33 protein-coding genes and 1 tRNA gene are annotated in these 24,361 nt (G+C 40.4%); all 34 read right to left on the reverse strand.

Translation table 11 applies throughout. The features are described 5' to 3' along the window. Positions 1-389: 389 nt before the first annotated feature. On the reverse strand, positions 390-773 hold the full coding sequence (locus AC2JF8_RS08435) for a PH domain-containing protein (protein ID WP_500762689.1): 384 nt from the start codon (positions 771-773) through the stop codon (positions 390-392). A 135-nt stretch (positions 774-908) separates the two neighbouring features. Continuing rightward, positions 909-2,021, reverse strand: coding sequence for a GH25 family lysozyme (locus AC2JF8_RS08440; RefSeq protein WP_500762690.1), 1,113 nt, complete (start codon positions 2,019-2,021; stop codon positions 909-911). Then, a complete protein-coding gene (locus AC2JF8_RS08445) occupies positions 1,999-2,436 on the reverse strand; it encodes a phage holin, LLH family (RefSeq protein ID WP_500762691.1) in 438 nt (145 codons plus the stop codon). Before AC2JF8_RS08445 ends, AC2JF8_RS08440 begins: the two co-directional genes overlap by 23 nt. Before the next feature lie 29 nt (positions 2,437-2,465). Next, positions 2,466-2,693, reverse strand: coding sequence for a hypothetical protein (locus AC2JF8_RS08450; protein WP_500762692.1), 228 nt, complete (start codon positions 2,691-2,693; stop codon positions 2,466-2,468). Between the two features lie 12 nt (positions 2,694-2,705). Further along, the gene (locus tag AC2JF8_RS08455) at positions 2,706-3,101 is read right to left on the reverse strand and encodes a hypothetical protein (protein ID WP_500762693.1); all 396 of its coding nucleotides are present in this window, start codon (positions 3,099-3,101) and stop codon (positions 2,706-2,708) included. A 9-nt stretch (positions 3,102-3,110) separates the two neighbouring features. Next, positions 3,111-3,260, reverse strand: a complete 150-nt coding sequence (locus AC2JF8_RS08460) for an XkdX family protein (RefSeq protein WP_500762694.1) — start codon at positions 3,258-3,260, stop codon at positions 3,111-3,113. Further along, positions 3,253-3,687: a hypothetical protein gene (locus AC2JF8_RS08465; RefSeq protein ID WP_500762695.1), complete on the reverse strand. Its 435-nt coding sequence runs from the start codon at positions 3,685-3,687 to the stop codon at positions 3,253-3,255. Before AC2JF8_RS08465 ends, AC2JF8_RS08460 begins: the two co-directional genes overlap by 8 nt. Before the next feature lie 21 nt (positions 3,688-3,708). Beyond that, positions 3,709-3,996: a hypothetical protein gene (locus AC2JF8_RS08470; RefSeq protein WP_500762696.1), complete on the reverse strand. Its 288-nt coding sequence runs from the start codon at positions 3,994-3,996 to the stop codon at positions 3,709-3,711. 8 nt (positions 3,997-4,004) lie between these two features. Next, the gene (locus AC2JF8_RS08475; protein ID WP_500762697.1) at positions 4,005-5,555 is read right to left on the reverse strand and encodes a hypothetical protein; all 1,551 of its coding nucleotides are present in this window, start codon (positions 5,553-5,555) and stop codon (positions 4,005-4,007) included. Continuing rightward, positions 5,536-5,724: a hypothetical protein gene (locus tag AC2JF8_RS08480; RefSeq protein ID WP_500762698.1), complete on the reverse strand. Its 189-nt coding sequence runs from the start codon at positions 5,722-5,724 to the stop codon at positions 5,536-5,538. The genes AC2JF8_RS08475 and AC2JF8_RS08480 overlap by 20 nt, the downstream gene beginning before the upstream one ends. After that, on the reverse strand, positions 5,721-7,577 hold the full coding sequence (locus AC2JF8_RS08485) for a phage tail spike protein (protein ID WP_500762699.1): 1,857 nt from the start codon (positions 7,575-7,577) through the stop codon (positions 5,721-5,723). The genes AC2JF8_RS08480 and AC2JF8_RS08485 overlap by 4 nt, the downstream gene beginning before the upstream one ends. Then, complete coding sequence (locus AC2JF8_RS08490; RefSeq protein WP_500762700.1) at positions 7,574-8,383, reverse strand: distal tail protein Dit; 810 nt, start codon at positions 8,381-8,383, stop codon at positions 7,574-7,576. The genes AC2JF8_RS08485 and AC2JF8_RS08490 overlap by 4 nt, the downstream gene beginning before the upstream one ends. Continuing rightward, positions 8,383-11,568, reverse strand: a complete 3,186-nt coding sequence (locus AC2JF8_RS08495) for a phage tail tape measure protein (RefSeq protein ID WP_500762701.1) — start codon at positions 11,566-11,568, stop codon at positions 8,383-8,385. Before AC2JF8_RS08495 ends, AC2JF8_RS08490 begins: the two co-directional genes overlap by 1 nt. A 2-nt stretch (positions 11,569-11,570) precedes the next feature. Continuing rightward, entirely contained in the window at positions 11,571-11,900 is a 330-nt protein-coding gene (locus AC2JF8_RS08500) for a hypothetical protein (RefSeq protein WP_500762702.1), read from the reverse strand. A gap of 86 nt (positions 11,901-11,986) precedes the next feature. Next, positions 11,987-12,349, reverse strand: a complete 363-nt coding sequence (locus tag AC2JF8_RS08505; RefSeq protein WP_500762703.1) for a tail assembly chaperone — start codon at positions 12,347-12,349, stop codon at positions 11,987-11,989. 22 nt (positions 12,350-12,371) lie between these two features. Then, positions 12,372-12,983 carry a phage major tail protein, TP901-1 family gene (locus tag AC2JF8_RS08510; RefSeq protein WP_500762704.1) on the reverse strand — a complete coding sequence of 204 codons (612 nt, stop codon included), beginning with the start codon at positions 12,981-12,983 and terminating at the stop codon, positions 12,372-12,374. Positions 12,984-12,996: 13 nt separating this feature from the next. After that, entirely contained in the window at positions 12,997-13,386 is a 390-nt protein-coding gene (locus AC2JF8_RS08515) for a hypothetical protein (RefSeq protein WP_500762705.1), read from the reverse strand. Beyond that, a complete protein-coding gene (locus AC2JF8_RS08520) occupies positions 13,383-13,763 on the reverse strand; it encodes an HK97-gp10 family putative phage morphogenesis protein (RefSeq protein ID WP_500762706.1) in 381 nt (126 codons plus the stop codon). The genes AC2JF8_RS08515 and AC2JF8_RS08520 overlap by 4 nt, the downstream gene beginning before the upstream one ends. Beyond that, positions 13,750-14,061, reverse strand: coding sequence for a hypothetical protein (locus AC2JF8_RS08525; RefSeq protein WP_500762707.1), 312 nt, complete (start codon positions 14,059-14,061; stop codon positions 13,750-13,752). Before AC2JF8_RS08525 ends, AC2JF8_RS08520 begins: the two co-directional genes overlap by 14 nt. Then, positions 14,051-14,398, reverse strand: coding sequence for a phage head-tail connector protein (locus tag AC2JF8_RS08530; RefSeq protein WP_500762708.1), 348 nt, complete (start codon positions 14,396-14,398; stop codon positions 14,051-14,053). The genes AC2JF8_RS08525 and AC2JF8_RS08530 overlap by 11 nt, the downstream gene beginning before the upstream one ends. Before the next feature lie 9 nt (positions 14,399-14,407). Next, positions 14,408-15,316, reverse strand: a complete 909-nt coding sequence (locus AC2JF8_RS08535; RefSeq protein WP_500762709.1) for a hypothetical protein — start codon at positions 15,314-15,316, stop codon at positions 14,408-14,410. 14 nt (positions 15,317-15,330) lie between these two features. Continuing rightward, positions 15,331-15,945, reverse strand: a complete 615-nt coding sequence (locus AC2JF8_RS08540; RefSeq protein ID WP_500762710.1) for a hypothetical protein — start codon at positions 15,943-15,945, stop codon at positions 15,331-15,333. A gap of 60 nt (positions 15,946-16,005) precedes the next feature. After that, the gene (locus AC2JF8_RS08545; protein WP_500762711.1) at positions 16,006-16,227 is read right to left on the reverse strand and encodes a hypothetical protein; all 222 of its coding nucleotides are present in this window, start codon (positions 16,225-16,227) and stop codon (positions 16,006-16,008) included. Beyond that, positions 16,214-18,043, reverse strand: coding sequence for a hypothetical protein (locus AC2JF8_RS08550; RefSeq protein ID WP_500762712.1), 1,830 nt, complete (start codon positions 18,041-18,043; stop codon positions 16,214-16,216). Before AC2JF8_RS08550 ends, AC2JF8_RS08545 begins: the two co-directional genes overlap by 14 nt. Then, positions 18,027-19,439 (reverse strand): phage portal protein, encoded by a 1,413-nt coding sequence (locus AC2JF8_RS08555; RefSeq protein WP_500762713.1) that lies wholly within the window; start codon positions 19,437-19,439, stop codon positions 18,027-18,029. Before AC2JF8_RS08555 ends, AC2JF8_RS08550 begins: the two co-directional genes overlap by 17 nt. A 12-nt stretch (positions 19,440-19,451) precedes the next feature. Next, positions 19,452-20,696 (reverse strand): PBSX family phage terminase large subunit, encoded by a 1,245-nt coding sequence (locus AC2JF8_RS08560; RefSeq protein ID WP_500762714.1) that lies wholly within the window; start codon positions 20,694-20,696, stop codon positions 19,452-19,454. Continuing rightward, on the reverse strand, positions 20,671-21,186 hold the full coding sequence (locus tag AC2JF8_RS08565) for a terminase small subunit (RefSeq protein WP_500762715.1): 516 nt from the start codon (positions 21,184-21,186) through the stop codon (positions 20,671-20,673). The genes AC2JF8_RS08560 and AC2JF8_RS08565 overlap by 26 nt, the downstream gene beginning before the upstream one ends. A 64-nt stretch (positions 21,187-21,250) precedes the next feature. After that, positions 21,251-21,724: a DUF2335 domain-containing protein gene (locus AC2JF8_RS08570; protein ID WP_500762716.1), complete on the reverse strand. Its 474-nt coding sequence runs from the start codon at positions 21,722-21,724 to the stop codon at positions 21,251-21,253. Continuing rightward, the gene (locus AC2JF8_RS08575; protein ID WP_500762717.1) at positions 21,702-21,932 is read right to left on the reverse strand and encodes a hypothetical protein; all 231 of its coding nucleotides are present in this window, start codon (positions 21,930-21,932) and stop codon (positions 21,702-21,704) included. The genes AC2JF8_RS08570 and AC2JF8_RS08575 overlap by 23 nt, the downstream gene beginning before the upstream one ends. A 263-nt stretch (positions 21,933-22,195) precedes the next feature. Then, positions 22,196-22,266 (reverse strand) — tRNA-Trp (locus AC2JF8_RS08580). Positions 22,267-22,595: 329 nt separating this feature from the next. Then, positions 22,596-23,108, reverse strand: coding sequence for an ArpU family phage packaging/lysis transcriptional regulator (locus tag AC2JF8_RS08585; protein ID WP_500762718.1), 513 nt, complete (start codon positions 23,106-23,108; stop codon positions 22,596-22,598). Between the two features lie 15 nt (positions 23,109-23,123). Beyond that, positions 23,124-23,627, reverse strand: coding sequence for a hypothetical protein (locus AC2JF8_RS08590; protein ID WP_500762719.1), 504 nt, complete (start codon positions 23,625-23,627; stop codon positions 23,124-23,126). After that, a complete protein-coding gene (locus AC2JF8_RS08595; protein ID WP_500762720.1) occupies positions 23,611-23,949 on the reverse strand; it encodes a VRR-NUC domain-containing protein in 339 nt (112 codons plus the stop codon). The genes AC2JF8_RS08590 and AC2JF8_RS08595 overlap by 17 nt, the downstream gene beginning before the upstream one ends. Then, positions 23,942-24,265: a hypothetical protein gene (locus tag AC2JF8_RS08600; protein WP_500762721.1), complete on the reverse strand. Its 324-nt coding sequence runs from the start codon at positions 24,263-24,265 to the stop codon at positions 23,942-23,944. The genes AC2JF8_RS08595 and AC2JF8_RS08600 overlap by 8 nt, the downstream gene beginning before the upstream one ends. Positions 24,266-24,361: the final 96 nt, after the last annotated feature.

Consider the following 24,361-nt stretch of genomic DNA (forward strand, 5'->3'; position numbering starts at 1 on the left):
TTCTACCAACCGATTATGAAAAATAGATAATTATAATATTGATATATCGCGCAATATACTGTTGTATCAGTGTATTGCGCGATTTTTAAATTCGTTAAAATTCACTAAAATTCGAATTATTTTAAAATTTCTGTCCCTTTTGTGTCCCCAAAATTGCTAGCACTAACTTAAATAGTAAGCTGTGTAACTAATATTTTAGAATCATTTGGACTATTGCCAATAGTTATTCTATCATCTTAATAGCCTTTTACAAATTTGGAAATCTCGTACTGCATATATTAACTATTCAAATCAAGAAATAGCACCCTAGGAATGTCCTAGAATGCTATTTCTGTTTTGAAAAATGTCTTTTATTACAAACTTACAAGATAACCTTTACCTTAGCCCTATTAATCCAATACTTCTATCGGCTTAACTCCCTGTTCTGTACGTTTTGCATTAGCAATATTTCTTAAGTTGATGGAAACTTCATTTGCATTCTTTATATAAGGGAGAGTTTTTACAGATCCATCAGTGTATGTAACATAAATAGAGCCACCGCTAAATAGATTTTCTCTTGATGAAATATTTTTAACGCGGTAAAGATCAATGGTTTCTTGCCTTTTGTTAATTAACCCATGCTTATAAACAACTACCCCTGCTTGATTATCAAAATAATAATCTGTAGTGTAAATATCGATCAACTTTGGAATGGCTAAGATAAAAGCAGTAATCCAACTCCAGCATAATGTGGGCACTATAGCACGCCAATCTTTTTCGTAAGTAATATTCATAATTATCTCCTTACTCACATTTAAAAATACTTAATTTAATTATCTACTTTAACTATATACTTTTCAATTTAATTAAAACTAATTTCAACAAAAAAGCCACTCCAGACTTCTGTCCAGAGTGGCTCTATTTATTTTTTAAAATAATACGTAAGCTCGATTGCCTGTTACATAGACAGTCTTGCCCTTGTATTTGTCTTTCAGCTCTAAGAATCTACCCTTGCGCCCTACTATACGATAGATTGCATTAATTGTTAGCTTGTAAGCTTTCTTGCTGTTAGCTGTCGGACTATATAATGCGTGGGTGTTGGGCAAAACGATCTTAACGCGACCGCCAATATTACTATGTGTGGCAATCGGATTTGACTTGGTAAAACCAGCACGACCATCGACCCATTGGTTTTTACCAATCTTAATTGCTCCGCCTTTTTCATCAAACACTTTATAAATGCTACTTTTTGCTAAAGTTTTAATCTTATGCTTCAAATCAGGACTGTTATATAAACCGCAGCCTTTTTTATTAGTTACCACAAAGACACGTTCAATGTCCCATTTGGCAACGGGATGTACATTCATGTCATCATCTTCCTTCTTTGCTCCTCCTGTACTACCTGCCCCATTTTTTAGTGGCAAAACACTAATATTGCCGTCAACATTTAGTCCCCGGTAGTTGGGTGTGAATTGCCAAATTGCCACACCTTCAATTGATGGAAAGTATGCCATGTTAGCGGTGTTAACAGCTGCCATTGTTGGATAGCTGGCTACCCATAGACAATTGCCGTAAGTCTTGACGATACTTCTGTAATCAACCTGATTACGCATTGCCGATGCGCCAGAGTAAAACAGTGGTGTATATCCATGTGACTTAATCACAGCCATTGCTGCCAAAATTGCAGTAGTGCTGCTACGAATACCAGCATTAATAATATTGCCGCTACCACCTTCCCAGTCAACTGCTAAGTAAGTACCATCCGGTAAGCCAAGCTCTTTGGCCTTCTTGCAAGCAAACTCAGCTTCTGTTTTAGCTCGAGCCACGTTATTGGAAAAGGTTGCATAAAAATAACCCATAGTTAGTAAACCGCGAGCTTTACTGGATGCAATTTGGGCCTTAGCGCGAGCATAGTTATAACTCGGATAGTTGTACTGGCAAAGCTTGATAATTGTTGCTTTAGAGTATGGATAGGCAACATTATTGCCTTGAAACATTGATACGTCAGTTAAGTAACTTCTACTCTTGAGTGTCTGTGTCATCGCTATCCACCTCTACATTTTCAACTGGTGTGTTAGCTCTAGGATTTTCAATTAGCTCTTCATCATCAACTATGCCTTGAATATCTGAAATATCGGAATCAACATCGTTTTTCTGTGTATCAAGATAAGCTTTTTCGATCATACCTTTTGCTGTTTCTGAGGTAATCTTAGCCTTGGCCTTCTTGGCCTGCTCAAGCAATGCTGCCGTAGCATCTTTTTTCTTGTCGCTGCCAGACTTATCGTCATGCGTTGCCTGCTGAGTAACAATGTACTGTGCAATATTGTATAGCCACTGCATTTTCTCAGCTAAAGCTGGGTTGTGCTGCTTGGCGTATGAATAGATTGCTACGATGCCGACCGCGACTAGTACAATGTACGGCCATGCGATATTAAAATAACCTACAATTTGATTCATTTTTAAAATTCCTCCATACAAAAAGAACACTAGCTTAACTGCTTAGTGTTCTTTATATCTTTGAGTTCTTGTTCTAGCTTCAAACGCTGTTTATGTTCACTGTGATATTCATTTTTGTACTCATCCCGCTCGCTTTTAAGCTCTTCAATTATGCTTGCATAGGTTTCGCGGTTCGACTTATGGAAAACGGCCCACGCTGTTGCTAATGCGCCTATTGTCGCCGAAATCACTTGTATATCAGTAATCAGGTCATGCAAGTGATCACTCTCCTAACTTTCTAGCGCTGCCTTCCATAACAATGCAATAATTACCACATCGCCAATCACCGTGTGGCCCATCTGTAATTGCTGCGCAAAAGCCGCGTGACAAACCTGCGTTACCGCTAGGACAATCATTACCGTGCTGGCCAAGATTAATAATACCTGTTGCAGCGCCTTATACTTATTATTGTTTAAAACGCATAGCAGCAGACCTACACCAATTCCTAAAATAATCACGTCTAGCCATTCTGCGTTCATCAAGAACCGTAATTCAGGCGGCCACGTGAAGTAGTTACGGTCCAACAGTAAAGATCCAGCTATCGCAATAATAGCAATACTACCAACTGCTTGCTCATAATTCTCATAAATATTGTTTCTGATACTATTCCTCTTATGATTCAACATAATCATCACCTACTCTTTCGCCGGATATTGTTCTCCAGTTATATTCAGATAATCCTGTGGGGTTAATGTTTTATATTCGACAAACGACGCGATTATCTTAGCGGTGTACAGCCCTTCGATAAAATACTCTTTTGCTAATTTCTTAAAAATATTAGGCATTATTATCACCTCCATTAGTGGCTAGCAAAGGTGCGACTAATTGCAATGTTTGCGCTAACTGTTCACTATGTTTAGCTTGACCTTCTGACACAGTTTTTAGCGTATCTTTAAGTGTAGAGTTTTCCTTGGTAACTGTAGCCACCGTATCTTTAAGGGATGCGATTGTCTTTTCCGCATCGGTTAAACGGCCACTCATGCTAGCAGCATCCATATCTTCCCACTGATGTGTACGCCAATTATATTTTGGATTGTTTAAACCTGTCGGGACTTCTACCACAATGGGGTAAACTGTTGTTTCTCGTTTCTTGGTTAATAAAATCGGCTCACAGTTAGTATCATTATTCGATATATAAGCAACTTGCACCCAGATACTATCTTCACTAATCTTTTGTTTTACTTCCTCAGCTTTATCTTGCCATTCTGCCATTGTTTAATTCTCTTTCTGTAATTATGATGCCAGTGGTTGGACAAATGACTTAACCACTACTTGCTTAAATTTAACATCTTGAATTATTAAATATAAAATTTTATTTGTTGTAAACTGACCTGTAATCGTGCCATCTACAGCATTGAAGTGCTTTAAGTTAACCGCCATTCCATCATAATATCCACTATTAAAATCAAAATTTATATTTACTCCGCTACTTGAAAATTGCATTCCAACATAATTGTTGTTTTTAAAAAAGGCTTCTCCATTAGCCACTATTTCTTTTGCGTTTTTACCATTAATAATCATCAAATCACCTACCCTGTTATTGCACCAAATCTAATTTGACCATTAGCTGGTCCATTTTTTGCCCAGGCAATCGCTTCAGCTTCTGTTGCAAACGTCTTAATCTGTACGTTTTGCGTGTTCTTTTTCAAATCAGCCACATCTTGCATAGTGCTTTCAATCATACCATCTAGACTATCATGTGCTGTTTTGGCATCAACTTTGGTCTCAAAGTTATCTAAAACATTACTATCAGCTTTTTTAGTAATTTCCTCTTCAAGATTATCATGGGCAGTTTTTGCGTCTGCTGTGGTTTCTAAAGTGTCTAAAGCACTACTATCAGCCTTTGCAGCAATCTCGGTTTTTAAATCATCATTTGCAGCCTTAGCATCAGCCTTTGTTTCAAGACCAGATAAATCCGGATCAGGCACAGTGATGCTAGCCACCCCGGTAGCATCAGGACTCACAGCGGGGCCACCATTAACGCTGATTTGTTTTAGTTTGCCAGCCTGAGCTAATTTTTTGTCCATGGTCGGCTTATCATAGTAGTTGTCCAAATCATCTTTGTGTGCGAATTTAGTGAAATCAACATCTTGAATTTTATCGACTGCGGATTGAGCAGACTTGATAGCAGCTTCTAAATCAGCCTGAGCTTTTTCATCATCTTTTAGCTCAGAACCCAGCTTATCCAGCTGCTTCTGAAAGTCAGTGGTTGCTGAAGCTTTCCAGGCATTGTAATCGGATTGTATGCTTGCTAATTTATCAGTAAATTTTTTATTAGCTGCTGCAATAGCAGTATCTCTAGCATCACTTACCGCCTTGATAGCGGTTGCTTTATCTGCCTCTAGTTTAGCCAATGCATCGTCGTTAGCATGCTTATTGGCAGCAAACTGGCTATCTGCAGCTGTTTGTATGACAGTGCGCTCGTTTTCGGCTGCTGCTTGAATTGAAGCTAGTTCCGCAGTCCAATCTGCCGAAAGTTGATCGTACTTACCTTGATACTCATTGAATTGCTTGATCATTTCATCAAGTTTAGCGTTAAACTTCTTTTCAGTTTCGTTTAAACGGTCAATCGCTTCTTGTTTAGCTTGATTGCTCGAACTAGTTAGTTCATTAATCGAAACTTTGGCATTTTCAATATAGTCTTCAAATACCTTTTGTAATCTTTCCAGCGTCGAAACATAGCTGACCGAACGCTCTTCATCCGTAAACTTAGCCTCAACTTGATAACTGAACTTTGTCGTCGATGCAACAATATCATTTGCACTATCTTTAACATAAAAATAACAGGGTACTGACCCTGTTTTTTGTGTTATTTCATCTGGCAATAAAAAATACCAAATATTTTCCTTTTCCGTGAATCGTTCCGGTTCATTTTCTACTTCGATAACCTGACCATCAGGTTTAGTTGCACTGAAACATAGATTTTCTGCTTTTACATCATACTCGTTCCATGCATTAGTTAATCTGAAAGGTTGTTTATAACCTTTGTCACCTTGATACATTAATTTTGCCGGAGCCACCCAGCTCTGCATCTTTTGAACATCAAGGCTTAATATCGGGTTATTGGGATTTTCTACCATATGGTTCACTTCCCTTCAACTTGTCTTGTAATTCTTTTAATTGCTTTTTAGTATCTGACAACTCTCTATTCTGCTTTTGATAAGCAACACGAAGAGTAGCCAATACTTCAACCTTATCCCTAATAATTGCAGCCATTTCATCGGCCAAAACTTTAAATTCATCATTCATTTTAACGCACTTGCTTTCACATACTGGTAAATATTATTTGCCGTGATAACCGTGCTATCTCCAATCCGGGCAACATTAGGACCAATTGAAGTGACATGATAGCCATCACTGATCATAATTTGCCCGGAAGACAGCATTGATTCATAGTTCGAAGACTTGACCCAGACTGCTCTACCGCCATCATTTGGCCACAGATTGCCCGGCGGGTCAGTCCCAATGCTAACTGTCATAGAACCACCCGGTGTGGTTGATACGAGAGAACCATTCATCTGTAACGCGTCAATCTCCATTGCCCGAACACGAACACCTTCAATCATATCGGCCGCAATTTTGCCCTTAGTGATTGCGCTATATGCACCACCTGGTCCAACAAATTCAAGACCATTACCGTTCATTCGCATAAATGATCCATCATAGTTATCGGCTCTGAACTCTTGAATGTTTTCAGGATTGTACGGGTCACGCTGCAATTTGATTGGTCCCGCACCAGGAGATTCGATTTCACTGCGAATTTGTTGAAAATCAGCATCCAATTCTTCTGCACGATTATTGACATCTTCAATTTTTAAATTGGTAATATTAAGCTTCTGCATTAAGTCGGCCTGCAGTTTTTCTCGCTCCTTACCCTCGACTTGCAATGATTGGTGCAATTCGCCGTATAGTGACAAGTTCTTCTTGTCTGACTCTTCAATGTGCTGGTCAGCCGTTTCAACGGCCTGAGTTACATTGTTAGAAATTTCCTGCTCCCTATCAACTGCAGCTTTAACTGTAACATTGCCAATATCTACTTCCGTATTATTGTTATCAATCAAGTCACGCACAATCTTGATTACCCGGGACTTAACCGTAAACCGCTGTGGCGTAAACGAAACCGCCGTTACAACATCCCCCAGGTTTAGATTACCAGCTTTGGCGACGGTCGTTTGCACCTCAATCTGTGGATTACACAAAGTTAGCAACTCCTGATAAGTTTTTCTGAGCAATTCATTCTTATCTTTCTCGTTTTGGAATTCTAAGACCGTCATGCGTGGTTGCTTGACCCCATTATTGTCAAGCCAGCCCCACTTTTGCGTTGCCTCTGGTATTTCAACATAGAGTTGGCCCAGTGGCTTATCAACCGGATTGCCCTTCTGCTTGGACCACTCAATATCGTCAAATTCAATTGACCTCGAATAGCCACCGGTATCATTACCAGCTTCATTCTGTTTTTCAACACCTGCGCCACGACCAACAGCCGCAGTATAAAGCGTTCGCTGATCTTGAACGTACTTAAAAGAGGTTACGTTCTTCCCCTGTACCAAGCGGGTGGTCGTATCCTGGCCAATATTGTCATAAACGTAACAAATTTTTTTGACAATCTTATTCCCTGATACCTGATACCTAAATTGGACTTCAATACCCCAGTTTTTTTCAACTTTATTGAGTGCTTCTTTACGACTACAACGATAGAAGTTAGTCGAGCCACCTGCATTTTTTGCGTGCAGCTCATAAGCCCATGTTGAACCGTCAAAGATTGCATCAAGCGCATCTTTTAAAGTGGCATCATTAAAACGTTTATCTTTGATAAACGATTGAACATCTAAGTCATCACTGGCACTCTCAATTGCTGTTACACTAATTGTCCTATCTTCAAAACTTGGACGCTCGATTTTAAACAAGCGGTAATCGTTCGTTTGTTCGACTGGAACGCCAATGTACATTGTCTTGCTAATATCAATTACATTCTGCTTGTTTTTAGGGAATGAAAAAATCAACTCATCGTAAATATTAATTTCTTCGGTAATACTTGCGCTAAGGGCTTCTGTTTTAATCGCAAAGAGATTTTCATGATTATCATATAACAATAATTTCAAAGCTCTTTCCTCCTTAATTGCAGGACTAGATCAGAACTATTTGTGCAAGTAACAATACTACCCTGCTTAACCGCAAAGTTTTCAAAATCACTGTTTAAATTCAGCATGTCTAACCGATTAACTGAATTTAACAGTATTTGTGCATCCCCGGTAAAATCAATCGTTACTTTGTCCCCGACAGAGAAACTGCCCGTTAGTGAAATGGTCTGTTCAAAGTTAGTAATTTCTAAGTGATTGCTTGCCGACTTTATTGTTAGCTCAATTTTATCCGGGACCGTTAGATAGTAAGCTGGTTCATTAATCCTAATCGATTGCTCACCATGATAAATTGTCTTGTTTTTAAGTCTTTTAAACGGGGCAAGCAGCGTGATGGTAAATTCACTGTTAACCACATTACTTCCAGTGTTGGGAATAGTTGCTTCCGACAGAGTGCCAACATATTCAAATTGGGGATCATCAAAAAAATAAAAATGCAACTGCTTATTATTCAACAAATAGTTAAGCCGCGCATATTTTTCTCTGTATTCCTGATTTGAACTTGTAATTAATTGGTATTTAATCGTTAATTCACGTTTAGGCAAGTCAGCGCCCAAAAACAATTCTCCATCACTACCAGAAACCGACTGCGAAGTTAATGAATAAGCTATTAATTCACGGCCGGCTACGTTTAATGTTTGATAACCATCAATCTGGTCTTCAAGCGGTACGCCAACTCCATTAGTCACAATAAACATTGCTTCAGGTGGTAAATAAGCCGGATCACCCTGCTCGTTCACTCCCAACCCAGTAAATTGATATTGCTCCATTAGAGCCTCCTTTGTCTTAGAATACTGTGCTCATCTTGCTTTTTGCTAATATCATTAACAAAAGTTTCATAGTCATGGCTGCCTAAGGTCAAGTTGATAAATGCAGGCTGATTTTTCACGTTGATTTGCTGGTCAAATGATCCAGTTAAAATCGATTGTGCATTATGATTTAAAGCACTGATTTGGTTATTAAAAGCATTAGGGTCAATTTCTGGCACAGCGTTTCTGGCCATAGTTGCCGCTGCTTTTACAGCTAGCCCAGCATTCTGTGTAATACCTTTAGCCATTCCAGCTACAAAGTAATAGCCTACTTCATCACGCATTACACGCGAAGGAGAATTAACACTTAACGCACTCTTGGCTGCATTTACAGCTCTTCTAGCCATGTTTTTGGCGGCATTAATTAAATTGCCAATTGCATTGGCAATACCTTTGATCATTCCGTTAACAAAATTTTCACCAACACTAACCATTCCTCTTACGGTCGATTTAACCGCATTAACAGCATTTGAGACTGCCGTCTTAATGCTGTTCCAGGCGGTCGAAGTAGCCGATTTGATTGAATTCCATACACTGGTAACTGTTGACTTGATGGAATTAACTACAGTTGTTACGACCGATTTTATTCCATGAGCCACTGTGCTTATTACAGACTTAACACTATTCCAAACGGTCGATGTAACCGATTTGATTGCATTCCAAGCTGTAGTCACAACCGACTTAATTCCATTAACTGCTGTAGTCACAACCGTTTTGACTGCTTTAAGTGCGGTTGAGATTACTGACTTGATTCCATTCCAAACAGATGTAGTTACTTTCTTTACTGCATTCCATACAGTCGTCCAAGTTGTCTTAATAGCATTACTAATAGTTGTAATTACCGTTTTAACCGCATTAATAGCCGTTGTGATTACTGCTTTAATACCGTTCCAAATAGTCGTAGCGACAGATTTGACCGTATTCCAAGTAGCTGTCCAAACAGCAACAATTGTGGTTAGTATTGCACTAATAATCGTGGCAATAACCTGGATTCCAGTCCCAATAATTGTCTGAATAGTAGTTATAATTGTGGTTATCGTTGTAACCAATCCAGTAATTGCAGAAACAATAGCGTTAACAATCTGCACAACTATACCAGTTATAAATGCAACAATTGGTGTTAAAAATGCAATGATCTGCGTAACTGCTTGAATAATAAAAGTAATGACTGGCGTTAAAATAGTTATTATTGAACTAATAATTTTAACGATATTGCCAATGATGTTGCCTAGTGCTTGCCATACTCCCAGAGCACTGCCGACTTCAATAAAACCATTTACCACATTGCCAATAATAGAAACTATTCCATCAAAAGCAGTCTTAACAATTTTAACTGCGTTGCCAATAATCGACCAAACGCTCTGCATGGCTCCAACCTGTTGGAAGCCAGAGATTACTCCCTCAATAGCTGTTACAATCGACTTAATTACACTGACTACAACAGAAATCGCCGTTTTAATCGAATTAAACACGCCTTGAGCAGTTGAACCCACAGCATTCCAATTAATTGAGCTAATTGCTGGTTGCAAAAGTGAGGTTAAATTATTAACAATAGTTTTGATATACGTACCAATGCTAGTAAAACCTGTCAGTGCACCCTGAGCAATTGGCTGCCAGTTAATACTGTTAATTGCATTACCTAGTGTGTCACCAATAGCGGTTGCAATATTGCCCAACTGCGTGCCTAAGGTCGATAGTGCACTGCCTGCCGACTTTAAAGTAGGACCAAATACACTGCTGAAAACATTAATTACGTTTTGAATGGCATCGCGTAGTGTTGCACTCTTGTTATAGATTGCGACAAATGCAGCTCCTAGTGCAGCCACTGCCGCTATTGCTATCCCAGCAGGTGAAACTATAGTTCCCAGGGCCGCACCAATATTCTTCAATTGAACGAAAAAGGTCCCTAGAGCAGTCATTACTGGCCCAATCACCGGGCTGAGTCCAATGAAACTCCTAATAACACTGGCTACGCCACTACTAGATTGTGTTGCCCAATCCAGTGTCTTGTTGATCATATCCAAAAGAGCACCGTTGACTCCACCGGCAGCGGCCATTGCTTTATTCCGCAACGCCTCCCAGTTGCCACCAACCTGTTCAATTTTCGAACCAATATTTTGTTGCATTTCGTTTGCTTGGTCACTTAGAAAAGCTGTTGCTTTAGCAGTTGAACTAGCTACTTTATCTTGCTCGGCAGAATATGCATCCCAAGAAACCTTTGCGTCTCCAGACTTATTCTTGACAGCCTGAAGTAGCGGTAAAATAGCCTGCATTCCGGCCGTACCAAAGATTGACTTTAATGCAGCAGTCTGCTGAGCATCACCCATCTTGTCCGTTGCATCTGCAACTTCAAGCAAGATTTGCTTTAAAGGCTTCATTCTATCGTGACTATCCGTGAAGGTGATACCTAAACGATTCATCGCCTTTTGTGCAACCAACGATGGCGCCATCATTTGCAGAATGGCATGGTTCAAGTCCATTGAGGCTTGTGCCGCACTAAAACCACGGTTTGTTAACAGCCCAATTGCTTCAGAAATGGTGCCCATGCTGATTCTGGCTTGTCCGGCCGTGCCACCAACTGTAGCCAGGGCTTGTCCCATATCCTCAATAGAGGCATTTGAAGCATTGGCCGTTTGAACCAGAATTGCCGCGGCCTGTTGTGGTGACTTGAGGCTGCTGCCCCAGATATTCATTGCTTGTTGGACTACTCCAGCCGTCGCTGTTAAATCAGCCCCTGCAGCTGTAGCCGCTTCTGAAATAGCTGGAAACAGCTTGACAATTTCTTTAACTGAAGCACCGTTTCGGGCCATTTCAACCATTGCATCAGAAGCTTCTTGCGCACTAATTGGCAATACTGCACCCATGTGGTTGGCCACATCTGCCAATTTATTAATGTCCTTAGCTGTGCCACCCGCAACAACCGCTGCCTTGTTTAGCGAAGCTTCAAAATCACCAAAAGATTTTAGCGATTTAACTCCCATAGCCGTGGTTGCCGCCCCAGCAATAGTCATTGCTTTGCCTGTTGCCTCAAGATTTTTTTGAACTTGTGAGCCAAATTTTTCAACTGCAGCTAGGCTCTTATCCAGCGTTGAGGTAAAACCCTTATCAACTGCTGTAATGATAGCCTTAACTGTATAATCTTCCATGTTTAACCTCCCTTCTCTTTAATTAAACCCTGATCCCAATATTGCTCAAATTCAGCCTGGCGCTTGGCAAAAATACGGGACCGTTCTTCGGCCAGAGAAGTCGAGGCTTTTTTTTGATATCCAAACTCAAAATCAGCTCTAATATCATCGATTGCGCGCTGATAATCGAATAAATCAGTTATTCGTTTGAACTTTGGCTTTGGATGACTAGCACTGCCAGTCGTACTCTTGACCATCTGATTAAGCCACGCTTGCTGAGCAATTTCGTTCATCTTTTCTGCCTGTTTTAACTTGTAGGCTTCCATTCTGATCTCATACTCTGCAATAGTCATCCGATAGATATCCACCAAATCATGGAAACCCAAGTAAGCAAGTGAATTAAGAACTATTTCATGGTACTTGTCTTCAAAATCCTGGTCTACTCGGCGATTTTGTCCACCGCGGGTAGACTCCCTTTTAAATTTTTCATACTGCTCCGGGTTACATTGGATTTTTGCAGTTCAATTAATACGTCATGAAAGAGCTGTTCAACATCCGCATCACTTTCTAAGAATTCATCAACCTGTGCCTGAGTTGGCCTGTCCTTATTCAGCCACAAGGCGTAATAGAGCACTTCAGACAGCGTTGCAGCGTTCTTTGAAATCAAGCCAGGGACAACTGAATTCAAGCCAAAACCAATCTTTATTCCTTTCTCTTCGATATAATGGACTGCGTCCAACTTGCGTAGAAACATGATTCCAAAATTGAGTTTGTAGGCCTTTTCGCCGATTTTAATTTCCATTTGTGTTCTCCTCACTTAAAAATTACTTGTTTGGATTTACTGGTGATTGATTAGATTTACCTGTTGAATCATCATCAGAACCCGTTCCAGCATCGGAATCTTGCCACTCAGTTCCACCACCAGTTTTATTAGAATCGTCAACTGTTCCAAGACCCCGAAATACGTAGTCAACTTCCGCCTGAGCTTTTGCCGGTAGAGTTAACCAACCAAACTTGGGCGTACCATCAATCGTAAAAGTAACATCGCGCGTGGAATTATCGTCTGGATCGTTGTCATTGCTGTCCTCAGTAACGGTACCGCGCATGTAGATGGCGTAGTATTTACCTTCAGCGTTTCTACGCTTGCGATAAACAATCCACGTTTCTACTTTCTTGTTTTTGAACAGAGAAGTGTAGAGGTCGTCTGATACCTTCGAAATATTGTTAACGAATTCAACTTCCAAGTCTGTCTCCAGAGAGCTGGTGGTTGCAACATTGCCCGACTTAGTAGCCGTACTATCCGAATCACGCTGCGGATCAAACGATAAAGAAGTTTGATAAGGGATTAAACTCCCCTCTTCCTTTCCTGCATTTTCTAGTAAACGTGCAAAAAGCAGGGTGTCAATACCCTGTAGCACTTGAATTTCATCTGTCATTTTAATTTCCTTTCTATTTTTTAAACCAATCAAAAACGAGCGTTGTAATACCATGAATTAGTTTCGTATTGGCCACACTCGTGTCATTGATTATTTGACTTGTATTTTTACTGTACCTAGTTTGAAATTTGTAGTTATCCGACTCAATTTCTTTGGTGAGAAGCAACCTTCCAACTGCACTGGTTACTTCTCTTCTCATTTCTTCACTGCCCCAAACATGAACGGTAATTACCGTTCTGCCCACCACATTTGTCTTAAGATTAACTTGTGAATCCTCCAAGTTGTCCAAAACAATGAAGGGATAAGGAACCTGCTTGGTTGGTAGCGAATCATAAGTATCAAAGCCAATAACTTTTTCTGCAAATTCAAATAAGCTGTTAAACAGTTCTAAATTTGCCGTCATTCTTCAATCAACTTCTTAATATCTTCTTGAAAAAGGGGCGCCTCAATACGAAAAGCTGGGCCCAAAGTCGGCCGGGCAGCCATAAACCTAGTGCCATATTCAAGGTAGGGAAAGTATTTCGTTCCTGGTTGAACCTTAGCAGTTAAGCCATTATCTTCAATTTGAACGACCGCACTCCTTCGTGTTGCCCCGGTTGGTTTAACAAACTTGTTGCCCTCATAGTGACCGCGATATTGGCTCAACATGTTGCGCTGCGTCTTATCTGACAGTCCTGCACCATGTTTTTTCACTATGTCTGAAGCCTTCTGCATATCTGCTTTCTTGCTTCTTAAGCCCTTAGTAACAGCTTCAAGGCCCTCTATCTTAACTGTAACCATTATCTTGCCCCACAATCATCGCATAACCTTTCAGCACATTAATGCTGCTATTAAAGCGATATTTGGTCGAACCATCTGCAATTTGCAAGTAATCCCAATCAAGGGGTTGTTGCATCAAGCGAATGGTTTTAACGCCCTGTTCTATCTTGCCTAGTAATTCAACCTGTGAGGCTGTGCTCACATCAGTTACGTTGGCCCACTCCTGCCAGCTAATCACCTTATAGCCGTGTTTGCTGGTATTAGGATTATAGCCAGTATCATTTTTTTGATAAAAAGTAATCTTAATATCATATCTCATAAGGATTAATCCAGCTTCCCTGATTCATACCAGCCTGATCCGCTCGCCATTGGTCAATTTCATCTTTCCATTCGTCGAAATCATTCGCGTGAAAGGTAATAGACTCCCCGTCCTGGCTGTAGCTCGACATTCCTTCATTCTTGAGGCGATTAAACTTCTTAACTGCTGCTCCACGCACAATCGCTTCCATAGAAACAGGCAACTTATCGTCGTCACCAAGAGACAACCTTAACTTAAGGAACTCCTGTGCATCACTAAGGTAAAGTTCTAGTAGTTCATCCCAGCTACCGTCTTTTAATTGTAAGGCTGTTTTGAGTTTGACAAGTTGTTCAGTCATCACAATGCACTATTCCTTCTTGCTTGTATCGGTACCAGTCGGTGCTTTTGGAGCAGTAATTGTCGCGGTAACAATCCCGTCAGTACGTTCTGGTAGCATTAACCATCCGCCAGTTGCAACTGACTGGTACGTCAGAGACTCATCAACCTGGCTGTGCTTCATCCCAATCAGTCCGCTCTGATCAACCTGCATGCCAAACGTTCTTCCCGCATCGCCACGCATGTCCACGTAGTAGAAGTTAATATTGTTGTTAACCGTCATAACCACTTTGCCAGCGGGAATTGCAGTAGTTAAAAATACAACATCAACATTTAAGAAGTTTTGTAGGTACTTCATTCCGAAAGTGTTCTGGGTTGTAATCTGTGCACCACCGAGATAAGCGTAAACATCGTCAGGGTTAGCAAAGGCAATTACTGTACCTACATTGTCAGTATCTTCGAAGAGCCCCGTCAGCTTTCCGAGGCCGGTAGAAATCGCCATTTGCAGACCTTCGCCCTTGGTACTGGTAGTCGACTTGCTATTTAAAGAGTCAAAGAAGTCCTTTTTGGCATTTTTTTGTGCAATGCTCAAAACCTTTGAATCAGTATAGGTAACCGCCTGAGAAAAGCCATCTCGCTGAATTGCTTCAAAAGAAGTTACCTTACGAATTTTATCAGTTAGCAGCAATTCATACGTTTTATCAACTGCACGTGTTACCTTGGTTAGCGGGATTGTCTCCCCTTCGTCAACTGTCCGGTTAGCTGCTTCTGTCACGTCCGTTTTATAGGTCTTAATAACAGACCCATTGGCCATTGGATGCAGTCGTACACGCCCCATTGCTGTCAGTAGAGTGTTAACGTTGTCCGAAAATTGCTCCACAAAATCAATTGATTGAGCAACTAAGTCTGCGCTTGTAATCATGTTATTGTCTTTTGTCATTATTTATTCCTCCATTAAAATTCATCTAAGTGTTCTTTGATTAATTGAACCCGTTTTGCCGGGTCATCAATCTTCCTTAATTCAGACCTATCAAAGGGCTTATTATCATTGCCATTTACTCTTGGCGTTTCCGATTTTAAAAATTCCTTTTTAACTTGTTTGACAACCGTATCGTAAAACGAACTCAGGGCTTTCATGTTTGCTGAGACTTGCTTCTCATCAATTCCAGCAGGCACCACGAGGTTTAACATGTCTTTCGGGACAACCACTCCTGCCTCACTAAATTGTTGAGAAACAGTGTCCATTTGATCCCTGCGAATCAATTGGGCCTTTAGTTGTTCATTTTCGCTGATTGCTTTGTCTAAGTCTGGATTATTATTCTTTTTGTCCTTACTCTCTTCAACATTACGCACTGACTTCAACTTTTCAGTCAGAGTTTCAATCTGCTTTTGTGAATCTTCGAGCTGCTGCTTATATTGATTCTTCTGGTTTGACTCACGATCGATTCGTTTGCGCATCTTTTCGATTTGCTCCGTTACCGTCACTTCGCCTTTGGTTTTTGCAGCATTATCCTTTTTAGCATCTTGACCCTTTTCTTGGTCAGTTGCTTGTTTGTTTTCGTCTTCCATTTTTCTCCCTTCAAATTTTGGGCAAAATAAAAACGGCTATGGAAATAGTCGTTTTTTGGTTTAATAAATTATGCCTTCCGGATTATATTTTTTGTAAACTGGATCATTTATTGACAGATCATCAATTGAAACGTTCTTTTTTATGCAATAATCGATTAGTTCAACATCATGAGGGCCGTAAACTGGCCAAGGCTTGTGGAACTTATCGACATATTTTGAAATTGCCGCAACTATATCTGGATCCCAGCTATGATATAGTTTCATAATTTTACTTTTTTCCATATTTCAAGATCTCCTTCAGCACCTCATGATATTTGTCAACCGTACTATTAAAATATTTTCTTATGATTTTTTCCGAGGCAGGATTATTAATAGCTGCAGCAGTTAAATCTGCCCAAGCTTCACTTGCTCTACCACTTTTACCAACCTGGCGCCAATAAGATTGACTATGGCCAATTTCTAAAGGATAGTCGAAACCTAGCCCACTCAAAATATCCGATAAATCACCCTTGTCTTGTTGAGAAAGTTGTTCGGTATCGTGGACTATTTCTTGAATAAGTTCCGCAGCTGCATCTCTCCTTATTTGCTTAAGAGATGATGCATACGGTGTCCCATCCTTTTTAACCCTTAGCCAATAGCCAGGTTGACCCGCTACCTCGCCTTTATTACCTTCTATTCTACTAAATTTTAGGTTCTTTATCAGCTTTTGGTATCTTTCATCTACTAATTTATCCCAATCTTTATCAATGTTATCAATTATCCAGCCACTTGCTTCCTTTACGTATCCATTAACGGGGGTATTAGGAATTACATTGCCAGCCAAATAATCAATCATGTGGCCAAATTCATGGAAGAACACATCGTATTTCTTTTGATAGTAGGTCATATTATTCGGTAGATTCATGCTTCCTTGATAAATGGTAACACCTTGGCCCGGTCGATAAAAACTAGTACCCGTGCCTTTAGGGTAAGCATCAAGTTTTAACTGTTTATGGTATAAGTCCCACACCTGTTTTATATCATCCGGAGCTTGACTCAAGATTTTAGCTAAGGCAGCAGCATCTTCTGCGCCAAGCTTTTCACTCAAATTGTCGTTCAAATACCTACTTACCAGTTGGTCATCACTTAAATCATCATCAAGCGTTTTCGCTTCGTCAACCCAATAAGCGCCAATGCTGCACATACAGTTGGGATGAACCGGAATATCAGGAACATCCCTTAACCGATATATGCCAGGTCCCCAATCGTTGTCAGTTTCTGCAATCTCGCGGCAAACCCTGCAGGCTCGTCCTTCCGCATACCACAAAACAAACTTGTAGCCATATTTATTGAACATCGACTTAGCAGCTTGAACTTGCACCCTAGCTGTCTCTGTCCGTGCTAACCGTTCAGCAGCATACCTGCTATTTATAAATGAATCAGAAACCATTCCCGTAAGCCACTTGATCATCTCCCTTGGATTGTCACCGCGTACTATTGCCGTTGATACCAAGCCGTCAAGTGTCCCCTTCAGGGCATCAATATCGGCCCAGATTCGTGAAGAAAACTGCGCATTAGCTACTTGTCGATAAATTTGTTCCTGAATTTCTAGCGAACTCCAAAGATTGTTATCTGTACTAATCTTAAGAATTCCAGCTTGGCGTTCCTTTTCCTTAACGTAGTCATTCCACAGCTTCTTGGTCAGAGAACTCTCTTGATCAATTCCTAAGTCTACTAAATGCGCACCAATCTTCGACTTCAAAATCTCGTTGCGATTAATCCGCATGGTCGCATTGTAGACTTTGAGTCGATTGTTAACGTCCTTGCTAAAGTCTTTTCTAGTAACGTGAGTGCCTTCAGCCATTGCTGCTTGGGCCTTAGCGACCACTTGCTTGGCCAAGGTTTCATACTCGCTAATCGCTTTAGCAGTGACCACTTTACCGCCTGAATAAGCTAAATCAGCTTTGATTTCCTTATTAAGTTCGTCAATCGCATTCTGATACAATTCGGCCAGGTGCTTGTTGTAGTCTTCTAGGTTCTTCTCTTGCTGGGCTTGCCACCTCCTTTCTGCTTCTTCTCGTTCCGCCCAATATCTACTCTGCTTATTGGCCATCATCATCACCAGCGTCTTCTGGCTGCTTCATAAAGTCTGGCAGGGAACCTGCTGCTTCCTGAGCATTTTTGATATTTTCAGCCTTTTCTTTCTTGATTTCCGCAATTTCGTCATCAGGATCATCTACAATCCCTGGCAGCAGCTTCATCTGGGTCCGTTTCGATACCAATCCATCTGCATCCTTGGCAGCTGAAATCATGGCAGCAACATCAGATGGAACGTTCTTGGTGAAGTGAATCTGCAAGTCCTTCCATGCATCCCTGTCTGTTTCAGGTAAAACTTGGCCCACTGAGAAAACAATTTTGAACAACTTCTTCAATGCTTGCACAAACTTGCGCTCTTTTGAGTTAGCCTTGTCTTGCATTGCTAATAACTTAAATTGCAGAGCAACACCCGATGAATTGCCAGCAAAGTTTTCATCATTTAGATTAGGAATCATCGATACTTCGTAAATTGCATCACTGACTCGTTGAATAAAGTTTTCCTGCATCTCGTCATCGGCAGGCTTTGACAGAAACTCTACCTTAGGATTTGAACCTGGCGCCACGTTGGGCAAATAAAGGAAACGATTGTTAGCAATATCAATCTCCGGTTTGCCTGTTTCATCAGTCTTAAGATTGATTCCCATCATTACCAGATAAGCCATGTCAAAATAAGCCAACTGATTGGCTTTTTGACTGAAACCATCATCCAGAGCACAGATTAAAGACTTGACCTGTTCGAACACGCCTTGCCGTTCTTCATTTTCATAAAATTCAACTGCTGGCACCATCTTATATGGATTGGGCAGGGAATCGGGACTAATTTGATTCCGATCAAATTGATAAACCTGGTCAGCATAGTAAATTGCGCCCCTAGCCTGCCAATCTGACTCGTTCTTAAAGTATTCATATCTAACAAAGGCAAGTGGCTCTCGTTCAACCGTGTCATCATAGATAATGAATGCTTTAGTAGGGCTAACATAGTTAAACCTTGTTTCCGAATCCTCGTTCTGGTAAACAAAGCCAATTGACTTACCGTAAATATCCGCCTGTTTAGACAGCTCGTTCAGCTTGTCGATGAAAGAAACACTATTCAGCCAATCCTGTAGCTTGTCATTACTTTCACCCTTGTCCAATTGAATGGAAGGTGGAATCCCAATAAAATAACCGTTGAACGTGTCAACGATTGTCTTTGCTTTATTAACCACTAACCGATTATCTGGGCCAAACTGTTTTTTGGTTTGCTTTAAAATCGGGTGTTCGCCTAGATACATCTTCATGTTTTCTCTTAATCTAGGCTGCATCTTATCAGAGTTCCATTTGATAAAGCCAAACAACTCATCATTAGTTAATTCCTGACCCTTGGGAAACAGAAACTGGCCATTTCTAGTTACTAACGCTCGTCCAATTATATTCTCCATTGCATCACCTCCTTAAAGGTAAATATTGCCAATAATCTGGTTTTCAATTTGCTTGTGCTGACTATAAACCGCATAGCGCATCGCATCCATCACGTCATCATTCTTCTTGAGTGGAATACCTTTGTCAGAATCCCAAACATACTGGTAGATTTCATCCAAAAACTGGTCAATTCCTTGTTGATTAACGAAAAAGTGACCAGTAGTCATTAGCTTGGAAACCGATTCAATACCAGTCATTACTGTTTTATCAGCATTAATTGCCTGAATGTTAGCCTGTTGGAACATCGACACGTACTCAGGCCGAGCAGAATCGCACCAGAAAGTGACGTTTCTGCCATATTGATTCTGAATATCGTGTGCCACGTCAATCCAGTGATCAATATACTTGTGCACTGCCGTGTATTCTCTTACTAGATACGTGTTGCCTTTATCATCATCACCGAACACGACAATCACGCCGTTGTGCCCCTCAGCAAAGCCCCAGTCCACACCGCAGTAGTAAGTGAGGTTGGAGGGGAGTTGTTCAGGTTCAACCACCATTGTCTTTGCATCAAAGTCACTGTACACAACACCCTGACCGGTCACCCACAGCCCTAAAACGGAACGGTCATAGAACATCCCTTTAGGTGTGGTGGCCTTCTTGTTGTCGATATATCGTTTACTCAGAAACGTATTATCATCCAGGACGAAGTGGTTGCTAATAATGTAAGGCGATGAATTGTCAATGTAGCTTCGTTTAAGCCAGTGAGTCGGAACATCAGGGTTGGTGTCACAAATAACGCGTCCCTCACCTTCAGAACAGCGGTCAAGGATTTCACTGAACACACCCTCATTGGCCAGGGATGCTTCGTTAATGTAAGCACCATACGCACTAGACCCACGAATGCCACTGATACCACGAACCGAACCGGTATAGGCAAGAACAATCGTCACACCAAACAAGTGCAAGTTGCCGATTGAATCTTGTTCTGGGACCAAACCGAAGTCATTAAACAACGGATTCAATACATTGTTGAAAATATTCTTCTTGGATGTCCCGGCTAAAATATAAAGCGGTTCTTGAACTCGATTGCGTTGGGCCAACTCTCGTACTTTTAACAGACTTAAGACAAAGCAATAATTGTTGGCCACCGTCTTGCCAGAACGAACCGCACCATAGTTAATCATGAGGTTCCAATGGTGATTGTTAACAAACTGGCTCAGAACCATTTGTTGCTTGGGCGTAAAGTGCTTATCCAGCGTTTTCTCTAAAAGCATCTTGCAGTTCTCCCATCATCTTAGCCACTTTATCTTCCTGCGTAGTGTTGTTGCCTTGCATAGCCTTCACACGTGCCTCCGTTAAATCAGCTTCGGCATCAAGCTTACGCAGCTGCACCTTAGTCAATGGATCAATCGGGTAGCGCTTAAGCAATTCTTTAGCGGCTGTTATCCTGTCCTTAGCCGAAACTTCGACGTTCTTGTAAAGCCCCTTAGCGGTCACCACGGTCTCTGTTTGCTCACCCCGCATAACTGACGTGAGGTACTCCAAAGTCTCCTGAGCGGTTGCCAATTTAGCCGATTCGAGCTCTTTCATTCGCCGCTTGATGTAAGCTTTAACGTTAGCATTTGTTAGCATCCGACTAGCATTGGCTCTAGCGGTTTCATTGCTTCTAACTTTATAGCCAGCATTCACGTATGCTTCAGTTGCATTACCGCTTTTGATGTAATTGTCTGCAAACTTACGCTGCTTGCCTCTTAGTTCACTCACATCATTTCACCACCTCCTAATTTTTGTATACAAAAAAAGCACTCATATGGGTGCTTTAAAAATATTATTTTTGCTTTTCTTGTGCTTTATCGCTTTTGCTTTTCTTCTGTTCAGAATCTTTGGTAGCTTGACCTAAAAATAGTCCTACAAGACTAATCGCTGTACCTCCAGCAAAAATACTACCAATCACGTAGTGGTTATTATTTATCAACACAGCACCACAAACAATTACGACTACACCAATGATAAATGCCATCCAATCTCTTCTTCTGTCTTGAGAAACGACAGCATCCAGATTTTTATTATTAAACTCACGTCTAAATTTAGACTCTTCTAATCCGCTATCAATTATCTTTTTTCCAGATCCAGGAACTATATTTTCATATTCTTTCAACATAGCCGGTGGTGGCAATGGTCCACGAAACATTTCTATATGTTTGCGTTCCAATAATAATTTATTTTTCTTAGATTTAGGAATATGTGGGTCTCTCAGCTCTTCATTAATTTTTTCTATTTTATCCTTGGTATCCTCGCTCATTATCAAATTCCTTCATAGCGTGTTTTATATCATAACCAATCATCTGAAAATCATGTTTGATATTTTGATAATCTATAGCATAACCATCAATTTTAATGTTGGTATCCATATTTGCAACAGAAGAAAAGTTGCCATTTAAAATATTTCTCCAACTTTGAATAATATTTATCACAGGTTGAATTAAAACCCTCTTTAAAAGTTTCAGCATAAGATACCTCCTGTTAAACAAACTTACAAATTTATTTACAAATTTGTTTACAACTCTTCGTACAATAATACTAACACAATCTGCAAAAATACTGCGATTTTTTATGTCTATTTAATAAAATTATGATTAACTCAAAAATATAATAAGTTTTCAAAACAATTCTTAACGAAAAACACCCCATAGGTAAACTATGAGGCATTCAAACGACATGTTCGTAAGTTACAGGCATTGAAACGTTATACTGCCCTACTTTAATAGAGCTACACACCACCTAGGATTCGAACCTAGATCAATTGGTTTGGAGCCAATTGTGCTGCCGTTACATCAATGGTGTATTACAGACGCGACACGTATTTAAAGCCATAAATTTGTAGTTGTAAAACAATTTCCATAATTTAATTAAAATAAATATACATTCTGACAATACTGTCACGTCCTGACACGCTCGCTATGTAGCGATGCTGATATTCTTCCTCTATCAGCCATAGGTCATCGCATGTCTATTGCGGCAGCAGGAATCGAACCTGCTAAGATACCATTACCGCAACAACACTTTAAAGATTGCAGTTCAATTGCAAACTGGTAATTAGTTTAACGTCGTCACGGACGATTAGCTATTAGGAATTATCCTTACTTTTTTTGACAATACCAATATAACACCCTTCAAACCCGACCATTCCCCGATTCTGCCCCGAATTTATCCCGATTTCGCCCCGATTTTTTCATTACCTTCAAATTAGGAATATCGACGTTGTACAGTACCTTCCAAGTGTCGATTGAATCGGCAAACTGACATAGTGCATAACGCTTCAAATCATCATAGCGAGAATCGCTATATTGGACCTTGCTAGCGACTTTCCAGTCTGCTAGTTCATCTATATATAACGCCTTTAAAATCGTCCTGAAGGGCTGCTTTGAGCTATCAGCGCACGTATCAATTGCTCGATAGACTGCCTTACATCGGTCTTGCATGTCAAAAATATGTTCCATTTTGTACTCTGCACTATTACCGTTATGAGCGGCAATACCAGTTAGATCGAGCTGCGGACTGCTTAAATCGGTACGATGATAACCTGCCTTAATGAGGTAATCAGGGAAAGTATATTTAAAAAACATACGTACCTTTTTAGATGTTTCGATTTGGTCAATATCAACCCCTAAGTCTTCGTTGTCCACTAGCTCAATCCTTTCTTACTTAATAAATACTTCAGTATCATTGCCAGCAATCATGTACCAGTCGCCAGCTTGTAAATAACCCCAATGATATTTTTGGGCAATAAATTCGCCGCCACGTCTCTTAGCTTCTCGTTTTGCAATTAGCGAACTTCTAGCATTTATTCCCCAATGCTTAAGGTTAGCTAAACTCGTAAGATAAACACCCTCGTACCTAAATTTAAATGGGTCTCTTAGCTTTAATCCATAGTATTTAACAATGTTACTGATGGATTGTCTTGCATGCCCAGTTTTATAAGCCACTTCACCAATCGAATAGCCATCCTTAATTAAGTCAATTACATCATTTTCGTAATAACGCGGTCTATGTTTATGTGGCATAGCTTTTCGCGGGTGTTTTTGCTTCCGCATAATTGCACCAGTTTTAGCATGCAGCTTAACCATCAGCGGATTATCGTCAGGTATATTTACAGTGCCATACTTTGCTTCAATCTTATGGATTAAACTATACGGGATATCCATAGCCTACTAAACCTCCATCCACAATCATCAATGCATCTTGTTCTGATCTAGCAATTCCATGAATTACGTTGTGCGCCAATAAATTATTATGAAACCTGATTTGGTCGTCCCTAGGCTTGCCAGTCTTCGATTTTACTTCGATATAAAACACCTGATTATCTACCCAGCGAAAGCCGTATAAATCAGGATGCCCATTCGGTAGGCCAGTATCAAACCAACTGCCGTCTGCTTTTATTACCTTACCCACATTGGCTCGAAAAACCGTGCAATGATGCATCGATAGTGCTCGCATTATCTTTTGTTGTATTTTGTGCTCATTCATCCGTAACTCCATCTACCTCCAGCCATTCAACAATATCTCGATATTCTTTTTTAGTTATAAAAATTGGATTCATTAAGATAACTTCATCATTAGGAATCACAGCAAACGAGTATATTTTGCGTGAGTCATAATTCACTACTACATGCTTTTTGTCCAGTTCTGACCGTCTAATCGTTGTCCTTTGAATTGTGATTTCGTCAGACTCATTAGGCAATCTACCATAATGCTCACCATCTTTTAATTGATAGCCAGACGGTACATGTCCCACATACCAAACCTTGCCTTCTTTATCTCTACGCCATACCGCTCGTGCCATTAGTTAATCCTCGCAATTTATGATTTCTTCTGCCGTACTTTCGTCGTAGTCCAATGAATTAACTAGGCACTCTTCACTGCAGTAACATTCGCCAAG

It is taken from the genome of Lactobacillus sp. CA30L, from assembly GCF_059900845.1.